26 protein-coding genes and 1 tRNA gene are annotated in these 26,997 nt (G+C 63.1%); 13 read left to right on the top strand and 14 right to left on the bottom strand.

The window, feature by feature from the left end; all coding sequences use genetic code 11:
• Window positions 1-20 precede the first annotated feature (20 nt).
• Genes ACE3TY_RS06740 through ACE3TY_RS06730 form a run of 3 tightly spaced genes read right to left on the bottom strand, consistent with a single transcriptional unit; the run spans window position 21 to window position 3,156 of the window.
• A complete protein-coding gene (locus tag ACE3TY_RS06740) occupies window positions 21-1,154 on the bottom strand; it encodes an ABC transporter permease (RefSeq protein WP_374652087.1) in 1,134 nt (377 codons plus the stop codon).
• A complete protein-coding gene (locus ACE3TY_RS06735; protein ID WP_374652085.1) occupies window positions 1,151-2,119 on the bottom strand; it encodes an ABC transporter ATP-binding protein in 969 nt (322 codons plus the stop codon). Before ACE3TY_RS06735 ends, ACE3TY_RS06740 begins: the two co-directional genes overlap by 4 nt.
• The gene (locus ACE3TY_RS06730) at window positions 2,116-3,156 is read right to left on the bottom strand and encodes an HlyD family secretion protein (RefSeq protein ID WP_374652083.1); all 1,041 of its coding nucleotides are present in this window, start codon (window positions 3,154-3,156) and stop codon (window positions 2,116-2,118) included. Before ACE3TY_RS06730 ends, ACE3TY_RS06735 begins: the two co-directional genes overlap by 4 nt.
• Before the next feature lie 121 nt (window positions 3,157-3,277).
• On the opposite strand from ACE3TY_RS06730, the gene ACE3TY_RS06725 reads away from it, so the two are divergent.
• Window positions 3,278-3,994: a GNAT family N-acetyltransferase gene (locus ACE3TY_RS06725; RefSeq protein WP_374652081.1), complete on the top strand. Its 717-nt coding sequence runs from the start codon at window positions 3,278-3,280 to the stop codon at window positions 3,992-3,994.
• Between the two features lie 112 nt (window positions 3,995-4,106).
• On the opposite strand, the gene gstA is transcribed toward ACE3TY_RS06725, so the two are convergent.
• Window positions 4,107-4,715 carry a glutathione transferase GstA gene (gene gstA / locus ACE3TY_RS06720; protein ID WP_374652079.1) on the bottom strand — a complete coding sequence of 203 codons (609 nt, stop codon included), beginning with the start codon at window positions 4,713-4,715 and terminating at the stop codon, window positions 4,107-4,109.
• Window positions 4,716-4,828: 113 nt separating this feature from the next.
• Here gstA and ACE3TY_RS06715 point away from each other — a divergent pair, with 113 nt between their 5' ends.
• Both ACE3TY_RS06715 and ACE3TY_RS06710 read left to right on the top strand, forming a co-directional pair.
• A complete protein-coding gene (locus ACE3TY_RS06715; protein WP_374652077.1) occupies window positions 4,829-5,296 on the top strand; it encodes a MarR family winged helix-turn-helix transcriptional regulator in 468 nt (155 codons plus the stop codon).
• A gap of 49 nt (window positions 5,297-5,345) precedes the next feature.
• Window positions 5,346-5,422: transfer RNA gene (locus tag ACE3TY_RS06710), tRNA-Arg, on the top strand.
• A 38-nt stretch (window positions 5,423-5,460) separates the two neighbouring features.
• Here ACE3TY_RS06710 and ACE3TY_RS06705 read toward each other — a convergent pair.
• Together ACE3TY_RS06705 and ACE3TY_RS06700 are read right to left on the bottom strand one after the other, a co-directional pair.
• Window positions 5,461-6,504, bottom strand: a complete 1,044-nt coding sequence (locus ACE3TY_RS06705) for an ABC transporter permease (RefSeq protein ID WP_374652075.1) — start codon at window positions 6,502-6,504, stop codon at window positions 5,461-5,463.
• A gap of 13 nt (window positions 6,505-6,517) precedes the next feature.
• Window positions 6,518-7,258, bottom strand: coding sequence for an ATP-binding cassette domain-containing protein (locus ACE3TY_RS06700; protein ID WP_374652073.1), 741 nt, complete (start codon window positions 7,256-7,258; stop codon window positions 6,518-6,520).
• A 504-nt stretch (window positions 7,259-7,762) separates the two neighbouring features.
• On the opposite strand from ACE3TY_RS06700, the gene ACE3TY_RS06695 reads away from it, so the two are divergent.
• From ACE3TY_RS06695 to ACE3TY_RS06665, 7 genes are all read left to right on the top strand, one after another.
• The gene (locus ACE3TY_RS06695; RefSeq protein ID WP_374652071.1) at window positions 7,763-8,752 is read left to right on the top strand and encodes a substrate-binding domain-containing protein; all 990 of its coding nucleotides are present in this window, start codon (window positions 7,763-7,765) and stop codon (window positions 8,750-8,752) included.
• A 207-nt stretch (window positions 8,753-8,959) separates the two neighbouring features.
• The gene (gene ytfQ, locus ACE3TY_RS06690; protein WP_374652069.1) at window positions 8,960-9,940 is read left to right on the top strand and encodes a galactofuranose ABC transporter, galactofuranose-binding protein YtfQ; all 981 of its coding nucleotides are present in this window, start codon (window positions 8,960-8,962) and stop codon (window positions 9,938-9,940) included.
• 76 nt (window positions 9,941-10,016) lie between these two features.
• On the top strand, window positions 10,017-11,543 hold the full coding sequence (locus ACE3TY_RS06685) for a sugar ABC transporter ATP-binding protein (RefSeq protein WP_374652067.1): 1,527 nt from the start codon (window positions 10,017-10,019) through the stop codon (window positions 11,541-11,543).
• Window positions 11,540-12,553 (top strand): ABC transporter permease, encoded by a 1,014-nt coding sequence (locus ACE3TY_RS06680; protein WP_374652065.1) that lies wholly within the window; start codon window positions 11,540-11,542, stop codon window positions 12,551-12,553. The genes ACE3TY_RS06685 and ACE3TY_RS06680 overlap by 4 nt, the downstream gene beginning before the upstream one ends.
• Window positions 12,550-13,551, top strand: coding sequence for a galactofuranose ABC transporter, permease protein YjfF (gene yjfF, locus ACE3TY_RS06675; protein ID WP_374652063.1), 1,002 nt, complete (start codon window positions 12,550-12,552; stop codon window positions 13,549-13,551). Before ACE3TY_RS06680 ends, yjfF begins: the two co-directional genes overlap by 4 nt.
• Before the next feature lie 2 nt (window positions 13,552-13,553).
• Entirely contained in the window at window positions 13,554-14,312 is a 759-nt protein-coding gene (locus ACE3TY_RS06670) for a FadR/GntR family transcriptional regulator (protein ID WP_374652061.1), read from the top strand.
• A gap of 420 nt (window positions 14,313-14,732) precedes the next feature.
• Complete coding sequence (locus ACE3TY_RS06665) at window positions 14,733-16,592, top strand: IlvD/Edd family dehydratase (protein ID WP_374652059.1); 1,860 nt, start codon at window positions 14,733-14,735, stop codon at window positions 16,590-16,592.
• A gap of 6 nt (window positions 16,593-16,598) precedes the next feature.
• Here ACE3TY_RS06665 and ACE3TY_RS06660 read toward each other — a convergent pair whose 3' ends face one another.
• The 7 genes from ACE3TY_RS06660 to ACE3TY_RS06630 all read right to left on the bottom strand — a co-directional run bounded on the left by ACE3TY_RS06660 (window position 16,599) and on the right by ACE3TY_RS06630 (window position 23,488).
• Window positions 16,599-17,240 carry a 2-dehydro-3-deoxy-6-phosphogalactonate aldolase gene (locus tag ACE3TY_RS06660; protein ID WP_374652057.1) on the bottom strand — a complete coding sequence of 214 codons (642 nt, stop codon included), beginning with the start codon at window positions 17,238-17,240 and terminating at the stop codon, window positions 16,599-16,601.
• 18 nt (window positions 17,241-17,258) lie between these two features.
• Window positions 17,259-18,203 (bottom strand): 2-dehydro-3-deoxygalactonokinase, encoded by a 945-nt coding sequence (locus ACE3TY_RS06655; RefSeq protein WP_374652055.1) that lies wholly within the window; start codon window positions 18,201-18,203, stop codon window positions 17,259-17,261.
• Window positions 18,203-19,201, bottom strand: a complete 999-nt coding sequence (araD1, locus tag ACE3TY_RS06650) for an AraD1 family protein (RefSeq protein ID WP_374652053.1) — start codon at window positions 19,199-19,201, stop codon at window positions 18,203-18,205. The genes ACE3TY_RS06655 and araD1 overlap by 1 nt, the downstream gene beginning before the upstream one ends.
• Before the next feature lie 12 nt (window positions 19,202-19,213).
• Complete coding sequence (gene mmsB, locus ACE3TY_RS06645) at window positions 19,214-20,452, bottom strand: multiple monosaccharide ABC transporter permease (protein ID WP_374652051.1); 1,239 nt, start codon at window positions 20,450-20,452, stop codon at window positions 19,214-19,216.
• A gap of 1 nt (window position 20,453) precedes the next feature.
• Window positions 20,454-21,998, bottom strand: coding sequence for a multiple monosaccharide ABC transporter ATP-binding protein (mmsA, locus tag ACE3TY_RS06640; protein ID WP_374652049.1), 1,545 nt, complete (start codon window positions 21,996-21,998; stop codon window positions 20,454-20,456).
• 202 nt (window positions 21,999-22,200) lie between these two features.
• Entirely contained in the window at window positions 22,201-23,259 is a 1,059-nt protein-coding gene (gene chvE / locus ACE3TY_RS06635; RefSeq protein WP_374652460.1) for a multiple monosaccharide ABC transporter substrate-binding protein, read from the bottom strand.
• A gap of 28 nt (window positions 23,260-23,287) precedes the next feature.
• Window positions 23,288-23,488: a hypothetical protein gene (locus ACE3TY_RS06630; RefSeq protein ID WP_374652047.1), complete on the bottom strand. Its 201-nt coding sequence runs from the start codon at window positions 23,486-23,488 to the stop codon at window positions 23,288-23,290.
• Window positions 23,489-23,799: 311 nt separating this feature from the next.
• On the opposite strand from ACE3TY_RS06630, the gene ACE3TY_RS06625 reads away from it, so the two are divergent.
• Together ACE3TY_RS06625 and ACE3TY_RS06620 are read left to right on the top strand one after the other, a co-directional pair.
• Window positions 23,800-24,558, top strand: coding sequence for a FadR/GntR family transcriptional regulator (locus ACE3TY_RS06625; protein WP_374652046.1), 759 nt, complete (start codon window positions 23,800-23,802; stop codon window positions 24,556-24,558).
• 40 nt (window positions 24,559-24,598) lie between these two features.
• Window positions 24,599-25,372 (top strand): SDR family NAD(P)-dependent oxidoreductase, encoded by a 774-nt coding sequence (locus ACE3TY_RS06620; RefSeq protein WP_374652044.1) that lies wholly within the window; start codon window positions 24,599-24,601, stop codon window positions 25,370-25,372.
• Between the two features lie 3 nt (window positions 25,373-25,375).
• Here the strand turns inward: ACE3TY_RS06620 and greB are convergent, their stop codons facing one another.
• Window positions 25,376-25,921 (bottom strand): transcription elongation factor GreB, encoded by a 546-nt coding sequence (gene greB, locus ACE3TY_RS06615; protein ID WP_374652043.1) that lies wholly within the window; start codon window positions 25,919-25,921, stop codon window positions 25,376-25,378.
• Window positions 25,922-26,449: 528 nt separating this feature from the next.
• Here greB and ACE3TY_RS06610 point away from each other — a divergent pair.
• Window positions 26,450-26,896: a hypothetical protein gene (locus ACE3TY_RS06610; protein WP_374652041.1), complete on the top strand. Its 447-nt coding sequence runs from the start codon at window positions 26,450-26,452 to the stop codon at window positions 26,894-26,896.
• Window positions 26,897-26,997 lie beyond the last annotated feature (101 nt).

Genomic DNA, 26,997 nt, shown 5'->3' with positions numbered 1-26,997 from the left:
CATTCATCATATCCCGGTCGTCAATCCAGGGTGCGGCGGTAGCGGATCAGGGCCAGGATGGCGGCCACGGCGAGGAAAGCGAGGATCGGCCACAGATCCGGCCAGATATCGTCCCAGCCATTGCCCTTGAGCAGGATGCCGCGGACGATGCGCAGGAAATGCGTCAGCGGCAGGGCCTCGCCCACCACCTGCGCCCATTGCGGCATGCCGCGGAAGGGGAACATGAAGCCGGAAAGCAGCAGCGACGGCAGGAAGAAGAAGGTCGACATCTGCATTGCCTGCAGCTGGTTCGTCGAAAGCGTCGAGAAGGTGAAGCCGACGGCGAGGTTGGCGGCGATGAAGATGATGGCGGCGATGCTGAGGAGGATGAGCGAGCCCATCAGCGGCACGGCGAACAGATAGCGCGCGGCGACGACGATGATGGTGACTTGCACATAGCCGACGGCGATATAGGGCAGGATCTTGCCCAGCATCACCTCCATCGGCTGCACCGGCATGGCGAGCAGGTTTTCCATCGTGCCGCGTTCGCGTTCGCGCGTGACGGCCAGCGAGGTCATCATCACCATGGTCATGGTCAGCACCACGCCCATCAGGCCCGGCACGATATTGTATTGCGTGATTCCCTCGGCATTGTAGCGCTTGTGCAGGCGCACCTCGAAGGGGCCCGCATCCTCCTGCAAGGCAGCGAGCGGGCCCTTGAGATCGTGGACGAGCGCGCTGCTGTCGAGCCCCTGCAATGCGGCCACCGCATTGCCGGTGGCGACCGGGTCGGTCGCGTCCGCTTCGACCAGCAGCGCCGGCCTGCGCCCGCGCACCAGATCTTCGGCAAAGCCGGGCGGGATGTGGATGGCGAACTGCACCTCGCCCCGCCGCAGCATCAGGTCGGAGGCCGGCTCGTCGACCGGCGGTCCTTGGAAGCGGATATAGCCGGTATTCTCCATGGCGCGCAGCAGCGAGCGGGTGAAGTTGGAATGTTCCGCCACCACCGCCACGGCAGGCAGGTTCTTGGGATCGGTGTTGATGGCATAGCCGAAGAGCAGCAATTGCATCAGCGGCACGCCCATCATCATGCCGAAGGTCAGGCGGTCACGCCGCATCTGGATGAATTCCTTGGCGAGGATCGCGAGGAACCGGCTGAAGGAGAAGAGGCTCATGGCGCAGCACTCCCCCGAGGGGCCCGGCGGTCGGGCGCGGCACTGTGGCTATCGAGGCCCGCCATCAGCTGGATGAAGATATCCTCGAGGCTGGGACTCGATCTTTCCCAGTGGAGATCGGACCGGGCGCGATAGGGTGCGATGCTTTTCTCCAGCAAGGCTTCGTCACGCCCGCAGACATGGAGCACGGCGCCGAAGGCCGCCACCGTATCGACGCCCGGCAGCGTCTGCAGCTCGCGCGAGAGGAGATGCAGGTCCGGCCCTTCGACCGACCAGGTGGCAAGGTCGTGCGTGGCGATGACATCCCGGATCGTGCCCTTGGCGATGAGGCGGCCATAGGCGATGTAGAGAATTTCGTGGCAGCGCTCGGCTTCGTCCATGTAATGCGTGCTGACCAGCACGGTGAGGCCGGCGCCGGCCAGGGCATGGATCTGGTCCCAGAAATCGCGCCGCGCCTTGGGATCGACGCCGGCCGTGGGTTCGTCGAGCAGCAGCAGCTCCGGCTCGTGCAGGATGCAGGCGGCGAGCGCCAGCCGCTGCTTCCAGCCGCCGGACAATTGCCCGGCCAGCTGCTTCTGGCGGCCGGCAAGGCCCAGCCGTTCCAGCGCGCCATCGACGCGCCGGCGCAGGTCGCGCAGGCCATAGACGCGGCCGACGAAATCCAGATTCTCGCGGATGGTGAGATCTTCATAGAGGCTGAATTTCTGGGTCATGTAGCCGGTACGGCGCTTGATCGCGGCCGCCTGCCGGCGGATATCGAACCCCAGGCAGGTGCCGCTGCCGGCATCCGGCGTCAGCAGGCCGCACAGCATGCGCAAGGTGGTGGTCTTGCCGCTGCCGTTGGGGCCGAGGAAGCCGTAGATCTGCCCCTTGCCCACGCGCAGGGAGACGTCATCGACGACGCGCTTGCCGCCGAAGGATTTGGTCAGGCCGGCCACGTCGATGACGGGTTGCGCGTCGTTCATGAACCGGTCGCCGGCTCTTTCTGCGCTTCGCCCGACTGCACTTTGATCGGCCGCGCTTCGAGTGGCCGCGCTTCGACCGGTTGGCCTGGATGCCATTGGAAGCCGGACGGCTGAGCGTCCTGGGCACCGGGTTCCGGCCGCGCTTCGATGAGGAAGACCAGCTTGGCGCGGCTGGTGTCGCTGTAGATGACGGGCGGCGTGTATTCCGCCTCGGCGGCGATGAAATCGATCTTCGCGCGGAGGCCGGGCGGGCAGCCGTCGCAGCTGACCGCCAGCGTCTCTCCGACCCGGTAGGAGCTCAGCTGCTGTTCCGGCACATAGATCTTCAGCTTGACGTTCCGTGGCGGCAGGAGCTGCAGCACGGCCTGCGCTGCCGGCACTTCCTCGCCCAGGCGGAAATAGACGTCCTCCACCGTGCCGGCGGCGGGGGCATAGGCCCGCCTCTCGTCGAGCGACCATTGCGCTTCGGCGACGGCGGCGCGAAAGGCGGAAACAGCCGCTTCTTGCGCCGCGATCCGCTCGTCGCGCGACGAGAGTTTGGCGGCGGCGAGGCGCGCCGTGTATTCGGCGATGCGACCGCGATCCTCCAGGATCGAGGCCTCCGCCGCGTCGAGATCCTCGATACCGACGACATTGTCCTTCACCAGTTCGCGGCGGCGCTTGACGCGCGGCTCGGACAGCATCAGCGAGGCGCGAGCGGATTCGAGCTGCGCCTCGACGATGGCCAGCTCTTCCGGCCGCTCGCCGGTCCTGAGGTCGGCCAAGTTGCGCTCGGCCTCGGCAAGGTCGGCCTTGGCCCGGTCGAGCCGCGCCTGGAAGGCGGTCGTCTCAAGGTCGAAGAGTGCCGCACCCGCATCGACACGGTCGCCGCGCTTCACCGCAATCCCGGTCAGCCGGCCGGATTCGGGGAGCGCCATATAGACATAATCGCCATCGACATAGCCAAGCAGCCGATCCTCGGGCGCCTTGTCGCAGCCCGACAGGAGGAAGGCGAGGGAAGCGAGAATCAGGCGATGGGGAAACATGGACGCGCGCATGGCGAACTCCGGTACGAGGCGGGAGCGCGAGATTGAATGTCGAGTCGCGGATAATATAAGGTCATTGCCGGCCCAGGTGCCAGATGGCAAGGGGGGCCAGATGGCAAAGGGGGCGTTTCTCGTGACCACGAATGATCTGGGCCAGCCGATCGGTTTTCCCGTGCCGGGCTGGACCGCCCGCCAGCGCCCGCCGCGGGCACCTTTGCAGGGCAGCTTCGCGCGCATCGAGATGCTCGACGCCGCGACCCATGCCGCGCAATTGTATGCAGCCAATGCGGCCGACCGCGAGGGTCGGATCTGGACCTATCTGCCCTATGGGCCCTACGCGCAGGAGAGCGTCTATCGCGACTGGGTGGCAAGCATGGCCAAGTCGGAGGATCCGCTGTTCCACGCCATCGTCGATCGGGCGAGCGGCAAGGCGGTGGGGGTGGCGAGCTATCTGCGCATCGATGCGGCCGCCGGCGTCGTCGAAGTGGGGCACATCAACTATTCGCCGGCCCTGCAGCGCACGGCGGCGGCCACCGAGGCCATGTATCTGCTGATGAAGCGCGTCTTCGACGAACTCGGCTATCGCCGCTATGAATGGAAGTGCGATGCGCTCAACGCGCCCTCGCGCGCCGCGGCCCAACGCCTCGGCTTCACCTATGAAGGGCTTTTCCGCCAGGCCGCGATCTATAAGGGGCGCAACCGCGACACCGCCTGGTATGCCATCACCGACAAGGATTGGCCGAAGATCCGCACCGTCTATGAAAGCTGGCTGGCGCCGGAGAATTTCGACGGCGGCGGCAGGCCCAAGCTGCGCCTGTCGGCGATGATGCAGGACGCGCTGCCGGCTTAGGCCATTCTCGCACGCGGCGTGATCGATCGGCCCCGCTCAAAAAGGCCCCCTCCCTTCAGGGCAAGGGCAATCGCATGTGCCCTGCCTGAAGGGAGAGGCGGTCGGACGCGGTTTATTGCATCAGCCCTTCGGCCTTGAGTGCCTGCTGCACTTTCGGGCGTTCGGCGACGCGGGCCATGAAGGCCGCGACATTGGCATAGGGGCTGAGGTCGAGGCCGACATATTTGGCCCAGTTGCTGACCGTGAAGAGATAGGCGTCGGCCACGGTGAACGTATCGCCGAGGAGGTACTGCTTGCCGGCGAGCTTCTCGTTGAGGAAGGCATAGCGCTCGGCGAGCTGCGCCTTGGCCAGCGGCTTGTAATCTTCCGGCGTGGTCGGCTTGAAGAGCGGACTATAGCCCTTGTGGATTTCCGAGGTGATGAAGTTCAGCCATTCCTGCAGCTTGTAGCGCGCCCTGGTGCCGTTGCCGGGGGCGAGATTGCTGGAAGGCGCGAGGTCGGCCAGGATCTGCGCGATGACCGGCCCTTCGGTGACGATCTCGCCATCGTCCAGCATCAGGGTCGGGACCTGGCCCTTGGGGTTGACGGCCAGGAAGTCCGATCCGTCTTCCAGTTTCTTGGTCTTGGTATCGACCTTGACCAGGGTGAGATTGATGCCGGCCTCCAGGGCCGTAATGTGCGGGGAGAGCGAGCAGGCGCCCGGCGAATAATAGAGTTTCATTGCGTTTCTCCTGAATTTTCCGGCGGATAGGATGGGGGAACGAGCCGGCGCCGGCAGAAATATATGCGATTGCATATATTGTCAAGATCCATGCATGTGCATATAGTTACCGTATGGAAACTGCCCGCAAACTGTCCGCGCCGGCCGAGCAGGCGCTGAATATCTGTCCCTTCGTGGTGTCGGCCTGGGCGCGCCTGCTGCAGGTGGCGCCGACTTTGCTGGCGTCGGTCGAGACGGATCTGAAGCAGGCCGGCCTGCCGCCAACGCAATGGTATGACGCGCTGGCGGCGCTGGAGCGGGCGCCGGGCGGCGTGGCCCCCAGCGAGATCGAACGGCATCTGCTGCTCACGCAATGCACCACCTCGCGCCTCATCGACCGGCTGGTGGCCGATGGCCTCGCCAACCGCGTCAGCCACCCGGATGACCGGCGCCGCCAGATCGTCCATCTGGCTCCCGCCGGCAAGGCGCTCATCAACCGCATGTGGCCGGTCTATGCCGAGGCGATCGAACGCCATGTCGGCAAGAAGCTCGACGGCAACGATGCCCAGGCCCTTATCCGTATCCTGGAAAAACTGGCCTGAATCGGTGTTTTGCCATCCGCGGGCGGCGTTGCTATAACCACCCCGCGACGTCCCCGTAGCTCAGCAGGATAGAGCGCCGGTTTCCTAAACCGTAGGTCGGAGGTTCGAATCCTCTCGGGGACGCCAACTTTCCATCCCGCCAGCTCTGGGGCAGGTTTTGGCGGTCAATCGTTCTGGCGGAAGTTCCGGATGCGGTCGAACAGGACCGCCAGGATGATGGCGCCGCCGATGAAGGCGCCCTGCCAGAAGGCGTTGATCCCCAGCAAGCCGAGGCTGTTGCGGATGATTTCGATGAGCGCCGCGCCGACCAGCGCGCCGGTCGCCGTGCCGATACCGCCAGCGAGATCCGCCCCGCCGATGACGGCGGCGGCGATGACCTGCAGTTCCATGCCGGCGCCGATATTCGTGGTGACGGCACCCAGCCAACCGGTCTGGACGATCCCGGCGATGCCCGCGGAGAGGGCAGAAATCATGTAGACGGCGACCTTGATCGGCCTCACCGGCACGCCGGTGAGGGTCGCTGCCTTTTCATTGCCGCCGATGGCAAAGACGTGCCGGCCGAACCGGGTCCAGCGCAGCACGAAGCCGGTCAGGCTCGCCAGCACCAGCATGTAAAGCACGGGATTGGCGATGCCGAAGAGCCACGCGCCGCCGCCCAGCGCCAGAAGCTTTTCGTGATCCGGTCCGAATTCGAAGACGACCGTGTTGTTCGACGCCACCATGGCGAGGCTCCGGGCGACCGACAGCATGCCCAATGTCACGACGAAGGGCGGAAAGCCCAGATAGGCGATGAGGATGCCGTTGAAGGCGCCGACCAGCAAGGCCGTGCCGATGGCGGCGGCGATGCCGGTTTCGATGCCGTAGCCCGCATGCATCGTCACCGCCAGCACCATGCTGCACAGGCACAGCACCGATCCCACGGAAAGATCGATGCCGCCGGAGATGATGACCACCGTCATGCCCAGCGCGATGATGGCGACGAAGGTCACGTTCCGCGTGATGTTGTAGAGATTCTTCGCGGTCGCAAAGGAATCGGTGCTGACGGTCAGGTAGAGACAGGCGAGAATGACGGCGATGAAGACCCAGAAGGTCTGGTTGGATAGCAGCGACGAAAGCCAGCCGTGCTGCTTCAGCGCCAGGCGCTGGTCCATGGTGCGGTCGGTGCTGGATTGGGTATCGTGGGCGTTGGGCATGTCGGCGCTGGTCATGGGCGTTTCCCGGTCAGGCGGCTTCGATGGCGCCGGTGATGAGGCCGGTCACTTCTTCCGGCGAGCTCTCGGCGATCTTCTTGTCGGCGACCTTGCGGCCGCGCCGCATGACGATGACCCGGTCGGCGACGGTGAAGACATCCGGCATGCGGTGGCTGATGAGGGCAACGGCAATTCCGTGATCCCGGAGGCGTCGGATGAGATTGAGCACTTCGGCGACCTGCCGCACCGAGATGGCGGCCGTGGGTTCGTCCATCAGCACGATCTTGGCGTCGGTGAGGCGCGTGCGGGCGATGGCCACCGCCTGGCGCTGGCCGCCCGACATCTGCTTCACCAGGTCGCGCGGCCTGGTCTCGGATTTCAATTCCGCGAAGATCTGCGCCGCGCGCCTGTACATGGCCGGATAGTCGAGCACGCTGAACGGTCCGACGCCGCGCCGCAGCTCGCGGCCCAAGAAGACGTTCTCCGCCGCGGTGAGGTTGTTGCACAGCGCCAAATCCTGGTGAACGATTTCGATGCCGTGGCGCCTTGCCTCCACGGGTCGATGCATGACGAGCTCGGCGCCGTCCATGCGCATGGTGCCGTGGCTCGGGCGGAAATTGCCGGCGATCATTTTCACCAGCGTCGACTTTCCGGCGCCGTTGTCACCCATCAGGCCGACGACTTCGCCGGCTTCGAGCGAGAAGGACACATCATTCACCGCCTGAATGGCGCCGAAATGCTTCGATATATTCTGAAGTTCAAGAACTGGCACGCGACCGTCGCTCCTCCCAGAGCAAGCTGCCGGCATGTTTCTCCGGCTTGTTGAGTTCGCGGTTCGTGATGCTGCGATGCGGCTTGGCAACTCTATGAACGCGCATCCCAAGCGTCAATTGGCGGACAGCACGGTTGCACCGCAAACACCTCAAACACCTCAGTCGTTAATATTGTCGTACAAAAGATTTCCTTTTGTACGACAAAATCGTTGACGGTGGCAAATCATCGTTATTAGCTGATCGCGGGAGAAGAAAAAAATTCCGACGGTGACATCGGACGGCGAACGTCCGGGCGAAGTCGGAAGAAAGGGAGGGTGCGCGCCGGCCGCCTGAATGACGGCTGCTTTGCAGAACTAATTCTCATGACATGTGCAATCGTCGGAGAGGCCGATGGCATCCAGCGCGATGCCCGATCATCCGGTCTCGCTTCGACGACGAAAGGCCGAATGAAGTCTCGTTTTGTGGGCGGCAAGCGCCCCGTCTGTTTCAATGGGAGGAATGGAATGAATAGGTTTTCGGTACTCGTCGCCGCTGCCGTCCTGGCGCTCGGCGCCACTCCGGCTCTGGCCAAGAAGCAGTTGGTCATTGTCGTCAAGGGCCTCGACAACCCGTTCTTCGAAGCCATCAATCAAGGTTGCCAGAAATGGAATAAGGAAAATCCCGATTCCGAATATGAGTGTTTCTATACAGGTCCGGCCTCGACCTCCGATGAAGCGGGCGAAGCGCAGATCGTGCAAGACATGCTGGGCAAGGCCGACACGGTCGCGATGGCGATTTCGCCGTCGAATGCCAAGCTGATCGCCCAGACGATCAAGACCGCCAACGCCACGGTGCCGATCATGACCCTCGACGCGGATCTCGCGGCCGAGGATTCTGGCTTGCGCAAGACCTATCTGGGCACCGACAATTATCTGATGGGCTATCGCATCGGCGAATACATCAAGGAGAAGAAGCCCAGTGGCGGCACCTTCTGCTCGATCCAGGGCAACCCCGGCGCCGACAATATCCTGCGCCGCGCCCAAGGCACCCGCGATGCGTTGAGCGGACAGAAAGGCCTGCCGGCACTGAAGGGCGAAGGTGGCTGGACGGAAGTCGACGGCTGTCCGGTCTTCACGAATGACGATGGCGCCAAGGGCGTTCAGGCGATGACCGACATCCTTGCCGCCAATCCCAATCTCGATGCCTTCGCGATCGAGGGCGGCTGGCCGCTGTTCGGGGCGCCGCAGCCTTACCGCGATCTGTTCAAGCCGCTGGCGGCGAAGATCGCCGACGGCAGCTTCGTCATCTCCGCCGCCGACACGATCGGCGACGAAGTGGCGATCGCTAAGGAAGGCCTCGTCACCGCCCTGGTCGGACAGCGTCCGTTCGAAATGGGCTACAAGGCGCCGACGGTGATGATCGATCTGATCGAAGGCAAGAAAGTCGACGATCCGGTCTTCACCGGCCTCGATGAATGCACCAAGGATACGGTCGACACCTGCATCCAGAAGTAAGCCGTCCTTCGTATCTGCAAGAAATGGCGCGCTGTCATGGCGCGCCTTTTTTGCATCTGCGAAGCATTCTCGCGTCTGCGAATTATCATATAGTATTATAATATCCCTTCACAGCGTAGCCCACTTATGCAATTGAATCGGGCAACCGCCAATCTTGAAGACCGCCCGTCCGAGGTGGCCATGCGGCGGGTAGAGGGAGAGACGCCAATGAAAATCGCCAAGACGCTCCAGCGCCTGCTGGCAGCCACCGCTTTGTCCACACTTGCCTTTGCAGTCCTGCCGACAGCGCCCGCCGCCGCCCAAGATCTCACCATCGGCTTCTCGCAGATCGGTTCGGAGTCGGGCTGGCGCGCGGCCGAGACCAAGGTTTCCAAGATCGAGGCCGAGAAGCGCGGCATCGATCTCAAAATCGCCGATGCGCAGCAGAAGCAGGAGAACCAGATCAAGGCGATCCGCTCCTTCGTCGCGCAAGGGGTCGATGCCATCTTCCTCGCCCCCGTCGTCGCCACCGGTTGGGATGCGGTACTCGAGGAAGCCAAGGCCGCGGAGATTCCGGTCGTATTGCTCGACCGCACGGTCGATGCCAAGGACGAGTCGCTCTACCTCACCGCCGTCACCTCCGACACGGTCTATGAGGGCCGCGTGGCCGGCGAATGGCTGGCCAAGGAGACGGGCGGCAAATGCGCTATCGTCGAACTGCAGGGCACGGTCGGCTCCAGCCCCGCGATCAACCGCAAGAAGGGCTTCGACGAGGCCATCGCGGCGCATCCGGAGATGCAGATCATCCGCACGCAGTCGGGCGACTTCACCCGCGCCAAGGGCAAGGAAGTGATGGAAAGCTTCCTCAAGGCCGAGAATGGCGGCAAGGGCATCTGCGCCGTCTATGCTCACAACGACGATATGATGATCGGCGCCATCCAGGCGATCAAGGAAGCGGGCCTGAAGCCCGGCAAGGACATCCTCACCATCTCGATCGACGCCGTCCCGGATATCTTCAAGGCGATGGCCGACGGCGAGGCCAATGCCACGGTCGAGCTGACGCCGAACATGGCGGGTCCGGCGCTGGATGCGATCGTCGCCTTCAAGAAGGACGGCACCGCGCCGAAGAAGTGGATCCAGACCGAATCGAAGCTCTATCTGCCGGATACGGCCGCGGCGGAATATGAGCAGCGCAAGGATCTCTATTAGATGTGAGCGGCGGCCCGCCACCTTTCGCCTGCCTGTTTTCCCGAGGTGGGCCGCCGATCCTTCACCCGGATTCTCCATGCAGGACATTGCTTCATCACCGCTGCTGGAACTGCGCGGCGTGTCGAAAGCCTTTCCGGGCGTCGTCGCGCTCGATGCGGTCGATTTCAGCTTGCGCACCGGAGAGGTGCATGCGTTGCTGGGCGAGAACGGGGCCGGCAAATCGACCCTCATCAAGGTGCTGACCGGCATCCATCGCCGCGACAGCGGCAGCATCCGCCTGGGCGGCGCCGAGATAGACGCGCGCAACGTTGCCGAGGCGCAAGCCTTGGGCATCGGCACGGTCTATCAGGAAGTCAACCTGCTGCCCAATCTAACGGTGGCGGAGAATCTGTATCTCGGCCGGCAACCATCGCGCTTGGGGATCGTCGACCGACGGCGCATGAGGCGCGCGGCCGGCGATCTGCTGGCGGGCTATGGGCTCGCCATCGATGTAGGCGCGGCACTTGGCGACTATTCCGTGGCGGTACAGCAGCTGGTCGCTATCGCGCGCGCGGTCGATCTGTCGGCGCGCGTGCTGATCCTTGACGAACCGACCGCGAGCCTCGACCGGCATGAAGTGGAATTGTTGTTCGGCGCGGTGCGGACGTTGCGCACGCGCGGCATGGGCATCGTTTTCGTGACCCATTTCCTCGACCAGGTCTACGAGATATCGGATCGCATCACGGTGCTGCGCAACGGCAGACTGGTCGGCGAAAGGCCGACGCGCGACCTGCCGCGTCTCGACCTGGTGCGCATGATGCTGGGCAAGGAACTGGCCGAGGCCGAACATATGCGCCCGCCTGCCGGCGCCACGGCAACTCCGCCCAAGGCCATGTTCCGCGGTTACGGCAAATCGCGCTATGTGGCGCCCTTCGATCTCGACATCCGCCCCGGCGAGGTGATCGGCATCGCGGGCCTTCTAGGGTCGGGCCGGACGGAGACGGCCAAGCTGATCTTCGGCATCGAGGCGGCCGACAGCGGTTCGCTCGAGATCGACGGCAAGGCGGAAACCTTGCGCAATCCGCGCGATGCGATCGCCGCGGGCTTCGGCTTCTGCCCCGAAGACCGCAAGGTCGAAGGGATCGTCGGTGCCCTATCGGTCCGCGAGAACATCATCCTGGCGCTGCAGGCGCGGCGCGGCTGGCTGAAGCCGCTGTCGCGGGCCGAGCAGAAAGGCATCGCCGATCATTTCGTGAAACTGCTCGACATACGCACGCCGGATATCGAGAAGCCGCTCCAGTTCCTCTCCGGCGGCAACCAGCAGAAGGCCTTGCTGGCGCGCTGGCTGGCGACGCAGCCCAGCATCCTCATTCTCGACGAGCCGACACGCGGCATCGATGTGGGAGCGCATGCCGAAATCATCCGTCTCATCCGCGATCTCTGTGGCAAGGGCATGGCCTTGGTCGTGATCTCCTCCGAACTCGACGAGATTGTCGCCTATAGCGACCGGGTCGCGGTACTGGCCGACCGACGCCATGTCGGCATGCTGGAAGGTGCCGATATCAGCGTCGCCAACATCATGGCGAGCATCGCCCGCGACCATCAGCCGGCGGCGGCGTCATGAACCGGGTCGGCCGACTTCTCAAGGACAGCGCGCCGCAATTGGCGGCCCTTGCGGTCGTGCTGGCGGCGGATTGGGCGGTGTTCCCGTCCTTCTTCGATCTGCGCCTGCAGGACGGGCGGCTTTTCGGCAGCCTGGTCGATGTCTTCAATCGCGGCGCTCCCGTGGCCCTGCTCGCCATCGGCATGACGCTGGTCATCGCCACCAAGGGCATCGACCTTTCCGTCGGCGCCGTGATGGCGATTGCCGGCGCCGTCGCCGCCACCCTGGTGAATGCGGGGCATCCGGCCGGGGTGGCGCTTCTCGCGGCCCTGGCGACGGGCCTTGCCTGCGGTATCTGGAACGGGTTGCTGGTGGCTCTGCTCGATATCCAGCCGATCATCGCCACTCTCATCCTGATGGTGGCGGGGCGCGGCGTCGCCCAGCTCATCACCGAAGGGCAGATCGTCACTTTCGTCGATCCGGCCTTGATCGAAATCGGCAGCGGCGTCTTTCTCGGCGTACCCATGCCGGTCGTCGCCGCACTGGCGGCGTTGACCGCCACCGTGGCCTTGTTCCGCCTTACCGCCTTGGGCCTGCTGGTCGAAGCGATCGGCGTCAACCGCCGGTCCAGCGTCTATGCCGGCGTGCATGCGCCGCTGGTCCTCTTCATCGCCTATGCCTGGTGCGGGCTGCTGGCCGCCATGGCGGGAATCATCGCCGCCGCCGACATCAAGGGGGCGGATGCCAACAATGCCGGGCTGTGGCTGGAGCTGGACGCCATCCTGGCGGTGGTCATCGGCGGCACGTCCCTGTTCGGCGGCCGCTTCCGCCTGATCATGTCCTTCGTCGGCGCGCTCATCATTCAGGCAATGAACACCGGCATTCTGCTTTCGGGCTTCAAGCCGGAATTCAATCTCATCGTCAAGGCGCTGGCCATCCTGGCGATCCTGCTGATGCAGTCGGGTGCCTTGGGCGGCATCGTCGACCGGCTGTCCCTGTTGCGCCGACCGGCCGCGAAGGTGCGCGGATGAGCAAGCGCCATCTGCCGCTGATCGCCACGGTCCTGGTCTTCGTGCTGGTCTATGCGCTGTGCGCCGCGCAATATCCCAAGATGCTGTCCTTCCGCGTCGTCGGCAATCTGCTGACCGACAACGCGTTCCTCGGCATCGTCGCCATCGGCATGACCTTCGTGATCGTCTCAGGCGGGATCGATCTCTCCGTCGGCGCCGTCATCGCCTTCACGACCGTCTTCCTGGCCATCGCCATCGACCGGGCCGGTATGCCGCCCTTCGTCGCTTTCACCCTTATCGTCGCCATCGCCATCCTGTTCGGTGCGGCGATGGGCACGGTCATCCACTATCTGAAGACGCCGCCCTTCATCGTCACCTTGGCCGGCATGTTCCTGGCGCGCGGTGCCTGCTTTCTGCTGACCACCGATTCCGTTCCGGTGACGCACGAACTCTACGGCACGCTGAACGGCCTCTATTTCAAGTTGCCGCAGGGTGGGCGGCTGTCGCTCATCGCCATGATCATGCTGGCGGTACTCATCCTTGGCGCACTGCTGCTGCATTTCACGCGCTTCGGCGCCAGCGTCTTCGCGCTGGGCGGCAACATCCAGGCGGCCGAGATGATGGGCGTGAGAACCGGCCGCGCCACGGTCCTGGTCTATGCACTGTCGGCCGGCCTTTCCGGCCTTGCCGGCATCGTCTTCTCGCTTTACACCTCGGCCGGCTATTCATTGGCCGCAGTCGGAGTCGAACTCGATACGATCGCGGCAGTCGTCATCGGCGGTACGCTTTTAAGTGGCGGCCAGGGCTTCGTACTCGGCACCTTCGTCGGCGTGCTCATCCAAGGGCTGATCCAGACCTACATCACCTTCGACGGCACCTTGTCGAGCTGGTGGACAAAAATAGTGGTGGGGCTGCTCTTGTTCGCCTTCATTCTGCTGCATAGAATTCTCGTCGCCCTGTCCGCGCGCCGTGCCGCGTCCGCGCGTCGTGCTGCAGGTGCGAGGGGGAGCGTTCAATGATCGTGGCACAGAACAAAAACCGGCCGATCCGGGCAGCATCGCGGATGGGCGGCGTGCGCATGGGGCAAGAGCAGATCGTCCGCGCCATGGGAACGGCTATCTTGAGCGGTGCCTATCCGGAAGGCGCGCTGCTGCCGGCCGAAGGCGAGCTGATGGCGCAGTTCGGCATTTCGCGCACCGTGCTGCGCGAGGTGTTGAAGACGCTGGCCGCCAAAGGGCTGGTCGTATCCAAGACGCGCGTCGGCACCAAGGTGCGATCGCAGGTCGATTGGAACATGTTCGATTCAGACTTGCTCGGCTGGCGCCTCGATCTTGGCATGGATCTTCGCTTCCTCAACAGTCTTTACGAGATCCGCCTAGCGGTCGAACCGGCGGCCTGCGCCCTGGCAGCGCTCCGCCGCAGCGACGAGAGCCTGGCGCGCATGCGTGCGTTGATCGACGAATTCCGCCGCCCGGGCCATACGCGCATGAGTTTCGCCGAGGTCGACCTGGCGCTGCATCTGGAGATCGCGGCAGCCTCCGGCAATCCTTTCATGCGCTCTATCGGCGCCATCATCGAGGCGGCCTTGATGGCAAGCTTCGTCGACAGCGCGCCGGTGGCCGACGAAGCGCGCCTGACGCATTCGATGGAAGATCATGCCGCCATCGTCGACGCGATTGCACGGGGCGACGCCACGGCCGCGGCCACCGCCATGACGAATGTGATCGAGGACGGCCGCAAGAACCGGACGTCGCTGCTGGCGGGTGGCGTCGGCGAATAGCCGACCGGCTCGGTTGGCAGCGCGCCACATGCCTGCCGGCAATATGATCGAAACCTCGGATGCCGTTCCGCAAACAGGCAGATGATTTATGTCATTCGAGCTACAAGAATCGCGGAGTCCATCTATATTGTATTATAATATGCCTTCCAAAAAGACCGTCGCCATGCGATGCATGGGACGGCCAGTACGCTTGCAAATCACCCCTCAGAGGTGACCATGAGCGCCTGTGGGAGTGGAACCTACGCAGCCCGCCTTTGCTCGCTTCCAGCCGGCATCGACACGGCTCTTGCCCGGTGCCATTTCATGCTGCAGGTGCGAAACATGCCGGTCGGCCTGGCGCAGATGAGGGAGCCGGCCGCCTCCCGGCGGCGCTGAGGCCGAACAGAACCTGTTGCGATTGAACCTAAGGAGTATCGCGCGATGCCATTCAGAGATCATACCACCCAGGGATCGGGCCAGGAACCGGCCCAAGGATCGGTTGGGACCAACTCGGGCGATGGCCGCAAATTGCGCTCGCGCGCCTGGTTCGACAATCCCGAGAATGCGGATATGACGGCGCTCTATCTCGAGCGCTATCTAAATTTCGGTTTCACGCGCGAAGAATTGCAGTCAGGCAAGCCCATCATCGGCATCGCCCAGACCGGTTCCGACCTTTCGCCCTGCAACCGCCATCATCTGGTGCTGGCCGAACGCCTGCGCGACGGCATCCGCACCGCGGGCGGCATCGCCATCGAGTTTCCGGTGCATCCCATCCAGGAAACCGGCAAGCGCCCAACCGCCTCGCTCGACCGTAACCTTGCCTATCTCGGTCTGGTCGAAGTGCTCTACGGCTATCCGCTCGACGGCGTCATCCTCACCATCGGCTGCGACAAGACCACGCCGGCCTGCCTGATGGCGGCGGCCACGGTCAACCTGCCGGCCATCGCCTTTTCGGTCGGTCCGATGCTCAACGGCTGGTACAAGGGCGAACGCACCGGGTCCGGCACCATCGTGTGGAAAGCGCGCCAGCTTCTTGCCGCCGGCGAGATCGACTATCAGGGCTTCATCGACCTGGTGGCGAGCTCGGCCCCCTCGACCGGCTATTGCAATACGATGGGAACGGCGACGACGATGAACTCGCTGGCCGAAGCCCTGGGCATGCAGCTGCCAGGATCGGCCGCCATTCCGGCGCCCTATCGCGAGCGCCAGCAGATGGCCTACGAAACGGGCCGGCGCATCGTCGATATGGTGAGGGAGGATCTGAAGCCGTCCGACATTCTCACCAAGAAGGCCTTCCGCAATGCCATCCGCGTCAATTCCGCGATCGGCGGCTCGACCAATGCGCCCATCCACATCAATGCCATCGCCAAGCACATAGGCATCGAACTGACGGTGCAGGATTGGCAGGATCTGGGGCGCGACATTCCGCTGCTCGTCAACCTGCAGCCGGCCGGTGAATATCTGGGCGAGGATTATCACCATGCCGGCGGCGTGCCCGCGGTGGTCAACCAGCTGATGGGACAGGGCCTCATCGACGAGGACGCGCTCACTGTCAATGGCCGGACCATCGGCGACAATTGCCGCAACGCGATCATCGAGGATGAGAAGGTCATCAAGACCTTCGCCAACCCGGTGATGAGCAAGGCGGGCTTCGTCGTCCTGAAGGGTAATATCTTTGACAGCGCGATCATGAAGATCAGCGTCATTTCCGACGAGTTCCGCCAGCGCTATCTCTCGGATCCCAAGGATCCGGATGCATTCGAAGGGAAGGCCTTCGTCTTCGACGGGCCGGAGGATTATCATCACCGCATCGACGATCCGTCATTGGGCATCGACGCGCATTCGGTGCTGGTCATCCGCGGCGTGGGGCCGATCGGCTATCCGGGGGCGGCGGAAGTGGTCAATATGCGCCCACCGGCCTATCTCATCAAACAGGGCGTCTCGTCCTTGCCCTGCATCGGCGACGGACGACAGTCGGGTACGTCTGGATCGCCCTCGATCCTCAATGCGGCACCGGAGGCGGCGGTGGGCAGCGGCCTGGCCCTGCTCAAGACCGGTGACCGCATCCGCGTCGATCTGAAGACCGGCACGGTCAATATGCTGGTCGAGGCGGCGGAATTGAAATCGCGGCGCGAGGCGCTGGATAAAGCCGGCGGCTATAAATATCCGGCCCATCAGACGCCGTGGCAGGAGATCCAGCGTGGGCTGGTCGACCAGCTCGACCAGGGCATGGTGCTGAAGCCCGCCGTCAAATATCAGCGCATCGCCCAGGAAAAAGGCCTGCCGCGCGACAATCACTGAAACGGGCTAGGCCGACGCCGTGCGATAGGCGTCGGCCAATTTCCTTGCGGCACTGGCCATCTCGGCCAAACGCATGCCCGGCCTGTAAACCGACGTGCCGATACCGAAACCGTTAGCCCCGGCCTTGAGATAGGCTTCGATATTGTCCGGGCCGACGCCCCCCACGGGCAACAGCAAGGTCTGCGGCGGCAGGACGGCGCGCCACGCCTTGACCGCGAGCGGCGGCAGCAATTCGCCGGGAAACATTTTCAGCGCATCGGCGCCGGCATCGAGTGCCGCGAAGCCTTCTGTCGGCGTTGCCACGCCGGGCGCGGTGGCCAGTCCCTTGGCACGCGCGGCACGGATCACGTCGGGGGCGCAATTGGGGGCCACCATCAGCCTGGCACCGGCGGCGGCAATGGCGTCGACCTCCGCCACATTCAGCACGGTGCCGGCTCCGATCAAGAGCCGGCCGTCCAGTTGGTCCCTGGCATGCTTCACCATGCGGCGCAGCGTTTCCAGCGCATCGGGCGAATTGAGAGGCACCTCAATCACATGCCAGCCGGCTTCCGCCAGCGTGCCGACCGCACCTTCCGCCTCCGCCGGCGTGATGCCGCGCAGGATGGCGATGAACGGCAGGTCCTTGAGCCAGGGGCGAAGGTCGGGCATGGGGCAACTCCGGTAAGATCAGGCGGCCGGTTCGGCGATGAGACCTGCGCCGCGCGCGATCGCGAACAAGGCCGGCGGCAATATATCGTCGCTTTCCAGGCGGGAAAGCTCGATGTTGCAGCGCGCGGCGGCCCGGCCATAGGTTTGCAGCAGCCTGACCGAGCCGATCGCGGTCACATGCGTGCCGGCCTGCAGCACCTTGAGCCAGCCCAGCGCATCCTTCATCTCGGCGCCGATCAGCAGGCCGGAAAGATAGCTCGGCGCCTCGGCCGGTGTGAGCTGGCCGAAGAGGGACAGGCTGCGCACCGAGAAGAGCAGATGTGTGATGCCGGCGCCGTCCAGTCCTTTCCCGAGGCCGCGATCGAAAGCCCCGGCATCGAATTGTTCCGCCTCGCCCTTCGCCGGCATGACTTGCGACAGGGAGCCGGAGCTGCGCAGCAGACCGAACAGCTCGCCCGTCATATAGGTGCGAAAATAGATGAGCACACCGTCCTTCAGTATCGCCCATTTGGCATGGGTTCCCGGCAGCAGGAAAATGCCGTCGCGCCGACCGCGCGCCAGCAGGGCGCCAAGCATCTGGCATTCCTCGCCGCGCATGACATCGGCATGGGCTTCCGCGCGCAAGGCGATACCCGGCACAATGCGCAAGGGGGCGTCGTCGAAACCATCGACGGCCAGCAGATGTCGGCCGATCTCGCGCAGCGGCACCGGCGCTTCCAGATAGGGCACGTCGCGCCAGCCCAGGCGGCTGCCGATCATGCCGCACATGATGACGGGCGGCCGGCCCTTCAGCCAGTCGCCGGCAAAGCGGCGCAAGGAACCGGCAAAGTCGCGGTCTTCGATCGCGAGCAGACCCTGGTCATCGCCGCGCGCCGCCAGCACCGCGCCGCTGGTCGCCAGCGCCCAGGCACGGCGGTTGCTGGTGCCCCAGTCGATCGCGATGCAGGCGATGCTGGCCAGCATCACAGCGCGTTGACGCCGCCCAAGCGGAACGCGTCATTGGCGCGGGCGCCCAGCGGGTTGCGCAAGGCGGCGCCGAAGGCCGGCGCTTCGATCTCGAACACGTCGCCGGGCTGTGTCTGGATGCCGTCACCCACACTCAAGGTCGCCGTGCCGAAGAAATGGATGTGCAGATCGCCGGGGCGGCGGAATTGGCGATACTTGAAATGGTGATATTCCAGGTTGCCGATCGTGTGCGACATGTTCTTCTCGCCGCTGACGAAGGGTTTCTTCCACAGCAGGCTGCCATTGCGCCAGATGCGGCTTTCGCCCTCGACGCTGTCGGGCAGGTCGCCCACCAGCAGTTCCGGGCCGATGGCGCAGGCGCGGAGCTTCGAATGCGCGAGATAGAGATAGTTCTGCCGTTCCATCACATGGTCGGAATATTCGTTGCCGATGGCAAAGCCCAGGCGCCAGGGCTTCCCGTCGGGTGCGACGAGATAGATGCCGGCCACCTCGGGCTCCTCGCCGCCATCGAGCGCAAAGGCCGGGAATTCGAGCGCCGCACCGGGCCGCGCCACGCAGGAACCGTCACCCTTGTAGAACCATTCCGGCTGGACGCCCACCTTCGCATCCTTCGGCTTGCCGCCCTCGAGACCCATTTTGAACATCTTCATGGAATCGGTGAGGCTGTCGATGTCGCCGGCGACTTTCTGGTGCATCTTGTCGCGCGTGTCGGCCGAGCCCAGATGAGTAAGGCCGGTGCCTGTCACCAGGCAATGCGCGGGATCCGGATGGTCGACGGGAGCGAGCACGCTGTCCGAGGCCAGCAGGGCGGGATAATCCAGCACCTCGCCAGGCCCACGGCTCTCGATCTCCTTGGCCAGGCTCTTGATATTGCCGGCCAGAGCCGCCTGCGCGATCTCGATGACGCTGGCCGCACCCGGGATCGCGACAGCCTTGGCCCCATCGATGCGCGCGACGCCGCGCTGGCCGTTCCGGGTGAACTGGATGAGACGCATGGGAAATTCCTTTTAGGATTTTTTCTTGTAGTAGACATCGATGCAGACGGCGGCCAGCAACACCAGGCCCTTGATGACCTGCTGCAGGTCGATGCCGATGCCTAAGATCGACATGCCGTTGTTCATGACGCCCATGATGAAGGCACCGATGACGGCCCCGATCACCTTGCCGACGCCACCGGATGCCGAGGCGCCGCCGATGAAGACGGCGGCGATGACGTCGAGTTCGAAGCCAAGGCCCGCCTTGGGCGTCGCGGTATTGAGGCGTGCCGCGAAGATGAGGCCGGCCAGGCCCGCCAGCAGGCCCATATTGGTGAAGGTCAGGAAGGTCAGGCGCTCGGTGCGGATGCCGGAAAGGCGCGCCGCCTTCTCGTTGCCGCCCAGGGCATAGATGCGCCGGCCGATCGTGGTCGAGGAGGTGACGAAGGCATAGAGCACGATCAGCCCGAACATGACGATGAGGACGTTGGGCAGGCCCTTATAGGAGGCGAGCAGATAGGAGAAGAGCAGGAAGCCCGCCGCGATGAGGATGTTGCGCCCGACAAAGAAGATGGCGGGCTCCTCCGCCGTGCCATGCTTCTGCTGGTTCTGCCGGTCACGGAAGTTGAAATAGATCACCAGCGCCGTGACGATGATGCCGATCAGCAGAGACAGGGTCTGCAGCGTCACCGGCGGCATGCCGGCTGCCGGATCGCCGGCGCTCAAGGTGATATTGGGCAGCGGATTGGCAAGGAAACCCGAACTGAGCAGCTGGAATTCCTTGGGGAAGGGCCCGACCGACTGGCCGGCCAGGATGTAGAGTGCCAAGCCCTTGAAGACGAGCATGCCAGCCAGGGTCACGATGAAGGATGGAATCTTCAGATAGGCGATGAAATAACCTTGTCCCGCGCCGATCGCGGCGCCCAGGGCCAGGCAGAAGATCGCCGCCGGGACGAAATGGATGTGCATCTGCACCATCAGCACGGCGGCCACCGCGCCCACGAACCCCACCACGGAGCCCACGGACAGGTCGATATGGCCGGCCACGATCACCAGCAGCATGCCTAGCGCCATGATGACGATATAGCTGTTCTGCAGGATGAGGTTGGTGAGGTTGAGCGGCTTGAACAATGTGCCGCCGGTCATGAACTGGAAGAAGACCATGATCATGATCAGCGAGAGCAGCATGCCGTATTCGCGGATATTGCTTTTGATGAAGCGCGACAGGCTGGTCGTTGCGCCCATCTCGTCGGTGGCTGTGGCTTGGCTCATCTCAATCTTCCCATGACTTCATGATGGCGCGCATGATCTTTTCCTGCGAAGCCTCCCTGGCCGGCATCTCGCCCACCATGCGGCCTTCGTTCATCACATAGATGCGGTCGGAAATGCCGAGCAGCTCCGGCATTTCGGAGGAAATGACGATGACACCCTTGCCGGCATCGGCCAGCTTGTTGATGATCGAATAGATCTCGTACTTGGCGCCGACGTCGATACCGCGCGTCGGCTCGTCCAGGATCAGTATTTCCGGCTCGGTGAAAAGCCATTTGCTCAACACCACTTTCTGCTGGTTGCCGCCGGAAAGATTGACCGTCTGCTGGAAGACGCTGGAACAGCGGATATTGAGGTCGCGGCGGAACTTGCTTGCCACGGCCAGCTCGCGCCCATCGTCGATCACTGCATTCTTCGAAACGCCCTTCAAATTGGCCAGGGTGACATTGCTCTTGATGTCGTCGTTGAGGATGAGGCCGTAATTCTTGCGGTCCTCGGTCACATAGGCGATTCCGTTCAGCATCGCCTTCTGGATGGTGCCGACATCGACGGCCTTGCCGTGCATCAGGACTTCGCCGCTGATATTCTGCCCGTAGGACCGCCCGAAGATGCTCATCGCAAGCTCCGTGCGCCCGGCACCCATGAGGCCGGCGATGCCCACCACTTCGCCCTTCCTGACATGCATGTCGATGCCGCGGATCTTTTCCTTGTCGGCATGGACGGCGTCGAAGACGCGCCAGTTCCTCACTTCGAAGATCGGCTCGCCGATATTGGGCGCGCGCTTGGGGTAGCGGTCGGTCAGTTCGCGGCCGACCATGGCGCGGATGATGCGGTCCTCGTCGATCCGTTCCTTGTGGCAATCCAGCGTGTCGACCGTGGCGCCATCCCTGAGGATGGTGATCGAATCGGCGACCTTCAGGATCTCGTTGAGCTTGTGCGAGATGAGGATCGAGGAGATGCCGTGCTGGCGGAATTCCATCAGCAGATTGAGCAGCGCGTCGCTGTCGCTTTCATTGAGGCTGGCGGTCGGCTCGTCGAGGATGAGCAGCTTCACTTCCTTGGAAAGCGCCTTGGCGATCTCGACCAGTTGCTGCTTGCCGACGCCCAGATTGGTGATGAGGGCACTGGGCGACTCCTTGAGACCGACTTTCTTGAGAAGGGCCTGGGTGCGCGAAAACGACTCGCCCCAGTTGATGATGCCGTTCTTCGCCGGCTCGTTGCCGAGGAAGATGTTCTCGGCGATGGAGAGCAGGGGAACGAGGGCCAGTTCCTGATGGATGATGATGATGCCGAGCTTCTCGCTGTCGGATATGTCGCGGAAGCGGCGCTCTTCGCCCTTGTAATGGATCTCGCCCGAATAGCTGCCATGCGGGTAGACGCCGGAAAGCACCTTCATCAGCGTCGATTTGCCGGCGCCGTTTTCACCGACAATGGCGTGAATCTCGCCTTCGCGGACCGTCAGGTTGACGTTGTCGAGCGCGTTGACGCCGGGAAAGGTCTTAACGATCCCGCGCATTTCCAGAATGGGCAGCGTTAGAATGGTGTCCATGACGCGTCCTCGAACTCACCCCGGAACCGCATCAGATTGCAGGAAAGCGGCAACCCAGGGAACAAAAAAAGCCGGCCAATTCGCTGGTCGGCCCTCGCATATTTCCGGGGCAGGCGCCCCGCCATCAATCCGAAAGCCTGTTTTCCGGAAGCGGCATGGGCCCCGCGCTGGCGGCGCGAGGCCCATCCGTCCGACGCAGGGTTTATTGCGTGATCTGATCCTTGGTGTAGTAGCCGCTGCCGATCAGGATTTCTTCCCAATTGGTGGCATCGACCGCGACCGGCTTCAACAGGTAGGCCGGAACGACCTTGACCCCGTTATCGTAGGTCTTGGTGTCGTTGACTTCCGGCTCCTTGCCGCTGGCCATCGCGTCCACCATGTTGGCGGTCACCTTGGCGAGTTCGCGGGTGTCCTTGAAGATGGTCGAATACTGCTCCCCGGCGAGAATCGACTTCACCGACGGCACCTCGGCGTCCTGGCCCGAGACGAACGGCATCTTCATGTCGCCGCTGCCATAACCGACACCCTTGAGCGAGGAGAGGATGCCGATCGAGAGGCCATCATAGGGCGAAAGCACCGCATCGACGCGCTTGTCGGTGTAGTAGGCGGACAGCAGGTTGTCCATGCGGGCCTGGGCCACGGCGCCGTCCCAGCGCAAGGTGCCCACCTTGTCCATGCCCATCTGGCCGCTCTGGACCACCAGCTTGCCGCTGTCGATATAGGGCTGCAGCACCGACATGGCGCCGTCATAGAAGAAGAAGGCGTTGTTGTCGTCCGGCGAGCCGCCGAACAGTTCGATATTGAACGGCCCCTTGCCGTCCTTGAGGCCCAGCGCGTCGGTCAGCGTCGTTGCCTGCTGCACACCCACCTGGAAATTGTCGAATGTCGCGTAATAATCGACATTGGCCGAATCACGGATCAGGCGGTCATAGGCGATGACCTTGATGCCCGCATCGTGCGCCTGCTGCAGGATGGCCGACAGGGTGGTGCCGTCGATCGCGGCGATAACCAGGACCTTGACGCCCTTGGTTACCATATTCTCGATCTGCGCCAGCTGGTTGGGGATGTCGTCATCGGCATACTGGAGATCGGTCGCGTAGCCTTTTTCGGTGAATACTTTCACCATGTTGTCGCCGTCGGCGATCCAGCGCGCGGACGATTTGGTCGGCATGGAAATGCCGATCAGGCCCTTATCCTGCGCGAAGCCCTGCGTCGTCAGCGCAAAAACGCTGAGCGCGGCGGCGGCCAGGAATGTCTTCAGTGATTTCACTTGCGTCCTCCCATTTGAGTTACTGGTATTTGGCTTGTTGGCATTTGAACTGCCGGTCGATCCTGCTCTTCTTGCCCCATGCGAAGCGGTTGCCAATATGGCGCATGGTAATGCCGGCGGCAGAGTGCGCCGCCACACAAATCGGTGATCTTCCGGGATTTCTGGCGGTGGCCGCTTTCGCGGCCGGACGGTCACCACGGATCGTGGTCCGGTTTCTCATTGCAGCTCCTCCCAGAGCATTGGCTGCATCGCATTGGCTGCGTCGCATTGGCCGCACCCGGTTGCTTGTTCCGGATGCCATGGTCTTCTTGAATTCCGGCTTTTATCATACAAAATATTCTGCGGCAACGCTGGTTTGTATGATAAATACATTTACGTTATCCGGGAATGGAACGCGGGAGGCTGTCGCCGGCTTTGAGGTGAATCACATCAGGCCTTGAGAAATGTGATCGTCCTCTGCGAAAAAGGCCCGACTCATATTAAGGCCCGACTCATTAAGGCCCGACTCATAATTGGGGAGAAGTCCGTACGATGAAGGCCAGGAAGGCATCCGCCGCACCCGCCGGGGTGGTTCGTGGCAGTCTGCACCGCAGCGTGGCGCAGGATATCGGGGCACGCATTCTCAACGGAGAATTTGCCCCAGGCACGCTATTGCCGAACGAAGCCGAATGGTGCGAAGCCTTCGGGGTCAGCCGCACGGCCGTGCGGGAGGCAATCAAGATGCTGATGGCCAAGGGCCTTATCCTGTCGCGGCCCAAGATCGGCTCGCGCGTGCAGCCGCGCGCTTCCTGGAACCTGCTCGACCGCGACGTGCTGGCCTGGTACTGCGCGGCGGCAAATCCCACGCATTTCCTCATACACATGCAGCAGGTACGAGAGATATTGGAGCCGGAGACGGCGGCGCTGGCCGCCACCAACCGGACAGAGACGCAAATGGCCGAAATCGACGCCGCTTTCGCCGCCATGCGCGAGGCGAAAACCCTGGCGGCCTGGAACGATGCCGACGTATTGTTTCATCAAGCCATTCTGCTCGCGGCCGGCAACGAATTGCTGGTGCCGCTGGGCCTGGTGATCGAATCCGCCTTGGGCAGCATGTTCAGATATACCGCCAGCCAGCGCGGCGACATCGGGCGGACCTTGCCGGGGCATGAGCGCATCCTGCAGGCGATCCGGACACGCAAGCCCAACGCGGCGCGGCTGGCGGTGCGCCAATTGCTGCGCGATACCGGCCGGGTCGTCGATCAGGTGACCCGCACCGCGCCAAAACGCGCGCGTGCCGCCAAGGCCTAGTGCGGATTCTCATCAACGTCATCGGAATACAGGTGTTTCCATGGATCTATCCACCCTCGCGCGCTATCCCTCGCTCAAGGACAAGGTGGTGTTCGTCACCGGCGGCGGCACTGGCATCGGCGCTGCCATCGTCGAATCCTTCGTCGACCAGGGCGCCAAGGTTGCCTTCGTCGACCTCGACGTGGAGGGCAGCACCAAGCTGATCGAGCGCCTGCAGGCGCAATATGGCAGGAAGCCGCTGTTCATCAAATGCGATCTCACCGACACCGATGCCGTGCGGCAGGTGGTGAAGGATATAGCCGCCCAGCTCGGCGATATCGAAGTCCTGGTCAACAATGCCGCCAACGACCAGCGCCACAAATGGCAGGACGTAACGCCTGAATACTGGGACAACCGCGTCGCCATAAATATCAAGCAGGCCTTCTTCGTCATGCAGGCGGTGCTGCCGGGAATGATAAGGAAAAAGGCCGGCTCCATCATCAATACCGGCTCGATCAGCTGGAAGGCGAAACAGGGCGGTATGCCGGCCTATACCAGTTCCAAGGCAGCGACCCATGGATTGACGCGCGGCATGGCGCGCGACGTGGGCAAGGACAATATCCGCGTCAATACCGTCATCCCCGGCTGGGTGATGACCGAGCGGCAATTGACTATGTGGGTCGATGCCGAGGCGGAAAAGGAAATCGACCGCCAGCAATGCCTCGCTGGCCGCGTCATGCCGATCGATCTTGCGCGCATGGTGCTGTTCCTCGCCTCCGACGATTCCAGGATGTGTTCGGCCCAGGAATTCACCGTCGACGGCGGCTGGGTCTGATCTTCAGGCCGGCGGATAGCTGATGGAGAGCACTTCCAGGCTTTCCGGTCCGGCGGGCGTGCGCAGGATGACGGTGTCCCCCACCGTTGCCTTGAGCAGAGCGCGCGCCACCGGCGATATCCAGCTCACGAAATTCCTTTCGCTGTCGATTTCGTCGATTCCGACGATCGTGACGGTCACCTCGCTATCGTCTTCGCGGGCATAGGTCACGGTGGCACCGAAAAATACCCGGTCGCGCCGGGCCTGCTTGGCCGGATCCACGGCCTCCGCCGCCGCAATGCGCTTGTCGAGGAAGCGCAGGCGCCGGTCGATCTCGCGCAGGCGCCGCTTGCCATAGATATAGTCGCCATTCTCCGAACGGTCGCCATTGCCCGCCGCCCATTCGACCACGCGCACGATTTCGGGCCGCTCCACCCGCCATAGGTGGCGCCGTTCCTCCTGCAGCCGCGCCAGGCCGGCCGGGGTGATGTAGTTCCTGGTGCCGGCAGGAATGGGTGACGTCTCGTCATCCTCCTCGTCCTGCCCCTGGAAGCCGAGGTTTCCGGCCATGCCTGCATGCTCCTTCCGGTTCTCCGCGGCCATCCTTTGTATGCGCCGCCGTCCGGTCCCCTCGTGTAGCGCGGATCGCCGCATTTTTCACGCCCTGCTCAACATCCGATCCCGCCACAACTAAAAACCGTTATTCTGGTCTGGCATCTGGCACTGGTATTGGTACACATTTAGGATCAGTCTAAACTTGCTACACAATATATAGATTTAGAAAAATTAAGAAAATTATATATCCAACGGTATAACATACATAAATGTATCTTATCTGCATCAAAGACAGAGGATTTTGTTATACAAAACGGGCAGTCCGGTCGGCTTCAATCCATTCGGCTAAAAGAACATTAAAAAGCTCACACTATTTTATCAAAAATGCATCGATTGGACCCGCGACTTTTATTCCATTCTGAGTGAATATAGCCGCGAATTTTTGGGTGAGAATGTCTGACATTAGCCGGCCTGTCACACGCACAGGTTACGGTCACTGTGAATCCGGCCGCCACGGCCGACAGGTCATCTTGGGGAGCGATCATGGCCACTGACACCACGAACATTTCTTCGACCAACGCCGCTGGCGGCGCCCTGCAAGAGGGCGAGGTCGATCATGGCAGCCTGACGCAATCGACCGGCGCGCCCGTTCCGATCCAGGTCCCGCAAGGGGAACGGGTGGTCCGCGTCCAGGTGACGCCCGGCGAAACGCTGCAGCTTCCCTTCCCCTCCGACAGCCTCGTGGCGCGCCTGGGCGAGAACGGCAATCTGGCGGTCAAGGTCGGCGACGTTACCGTGATCCTGCTTGGCTATGCGGAAGCGACCGGCCAGGCGGAAGTCACCCTCCTCGGCAATGACGGCCAGGCCATCGACGTCGCCGCGGTCATCGCCGCGACCGACCCCAATATCGACATCCAGACGGCGGCCGGTCCCGGCGCCGGGGACCAGGGGGCGGGCCCCGACAATGGTATAGACCGGAGAGATAGGTAACAGTTTGGACCGGAGAGATGGGTAACAGGTCAACATGGTCGGCAAGGGGGACTTGCCGATGCCTTGGAAAGAGACCTGTGTCATGGATGAGCGTTTGCAGT

This window comes from Dongia sp. (assembly GCF_041918875.1).
Taxonomy (GTDB): Bacteria; Pseudomonadota; Alphaproteobacteria; order Dongiales; family Dongiaceae; genus Dongia.
Note: the sequence above shows the minus strand (reverse complement) of the source record. Positions and strands in the feature narration are given on the sequence as shown.

Bases quoted from the DNA above. Each gene is read 5' to 3' on its own strand.
- ACE3TY_RS06740 (WP_374652087.1), bottom strand. From the start codon at position 1,154: ATGAGCCTCTTCTCCTTCAGCCGGTTCCTCGCGATCCTCGCCAAGGAA.
- ACE3TY_RS06735 (WP_374652085.1), bottom strand. From the start codon at position 2,119: ATGAACGACGCGCAACCCGTCATCGACGTGGCCGGCCTGACCAAATCC.
- ACE3TY_RS06730 (WP_374652083.1), bottom strand. From the start codon at position 3,156: ATGCGCGCGTCCATGTTTCCCCATCGCCTGATTCTCGCTTCCCTCGCC.
- gstA (WP_374652079.1), bottom strand. From the start codon at position 4,715: ATGAAACTCTATTATTCGCCGGGCGCCTGCTCGCTCTCCCCGCACATT.
- ACE3TY_RS06715 (WP_374652077.1), top strand. From the start codon at position 4,829: ATGGAAACTGCCCGCAAACTGTCCGCGCCGGCCGAGCAGGCGCTGAAT.
- ACE3TY_RS06705 (WP_374652075.1), bottom strand. From the start codon at position 6,504: ATGACCAGCGCCGACATGCCCAACGCCCACGATACCCAATCCAGCACC.
- ACE3TY_RS06695 (WP_374652071.1), top strand. From the start codon at position 7,763: ATGAATAGGTTTTCGGTACTCGTCGCCGCTGCCGTCCTGGCGCTCGGC.
- ytfQ (WP_374652069.1), top strand. From the start codon at position 8,960: ATGAAAATCGCCAAGACGCTCCAGCGCCTGCTGGCAGCCACCGCTTTG.
- ACE3TY_RS06685 (WP_374652067.1), top strand. From the start codon at position 10,017: ATGCAGGACATTGCTTCATCACCGCTGCTGGAACTGCGCGGCGTGTCG.
- ACE3TY_RS06680 (WP_374652065.1), top strand. From the start codon at position 11,540: ATGAACCGGGTCGGCCGACTTCTCAAGGACAGCGCGCCGCAATTGGCG.
- yjfF (WP_374652063.1), top strand. From the start codon at position 12,550: ATGAGCAAGCGCCATCTGCCGCTGATCGCCACGGTCCTGGTCTTCGTG.
- ACE3TY_RS06665 (WP_374652059.1), top strand. From the start codon at position 14,733: ATGCCATTCAGAGATCATACCACCCAGGGATCGGGCCAGGAACCGGCC.
- ACE3TY_RS06660 (WP_374652057.1), bottom strand. From the start codon at position 17,240: ATGCCCGACCTTCGCCCCTGGCTCAAGGACCTGCCGTTCATCGCCATC.
- ACE3TY_RS06655 (WP_374652055.1), bottom strand. From the start codon at position 18,203: ATGCTGGCCAGCATCGCCTGCATCGCGATCGACTGGGGCACCAGCAAC.
- araD1 (WP_374652053.1), bottom strand. From the start codon at position 19,201: ATGCGTCTCATCCAGTTCACCCGGAACGGCCAGCGCGGCGTCGCGCGC.
- mmsB (WP_374652051.1), bottom strand. From the start codon at position 20,452: ATGAGCCAAGCCACAGCCACCGACGAGATGGGCGCAACGACCAGCCTG.
- mmsA (WP_374652049.1), bottom strand. From the start codon at position 21,998: ATGGACACCATTCTAACGCTGCCCATTCTGGAAATGCGCGGGATCGTT.
- ACE3TY_RS06630 (WP_374652047.1), bottom strand. From the start codon at position 23,488: ATGAGAAACCGGACCACGATCCGTGGTGACCGTCCGGCCGCGAAAGCG.
- ACE3TY_RS06625 (WP_374652046.1), top strand. From the start codon at position 23,800: ATGAAGGCCAGGAAGGCATCCGCCGCACCCGCCGGGGTGGTTCGTGGC.
- ACE3TY_RS06620 (WP_374652044.1), top strand. From the start codon at position 24,599: ATGGATCTATCCACCCTCGCGCGCTATCCCTCGCTCAAGGACAAGGTG.
- greB (WP_374652043.1), bottom strand. From the start codon at position 25,921: ATGGCCGGAAACCTCGGCTTCCAGGGGCAGGACGAGGAGGATGACGAG.
- ACE3TY_RS06610 (WP_374652041.1), top strand. From the start codon at position 26,450: ATGGCCACTGACACCACGAACATTTCTTCGACCAACGCCGCTGGCGGC.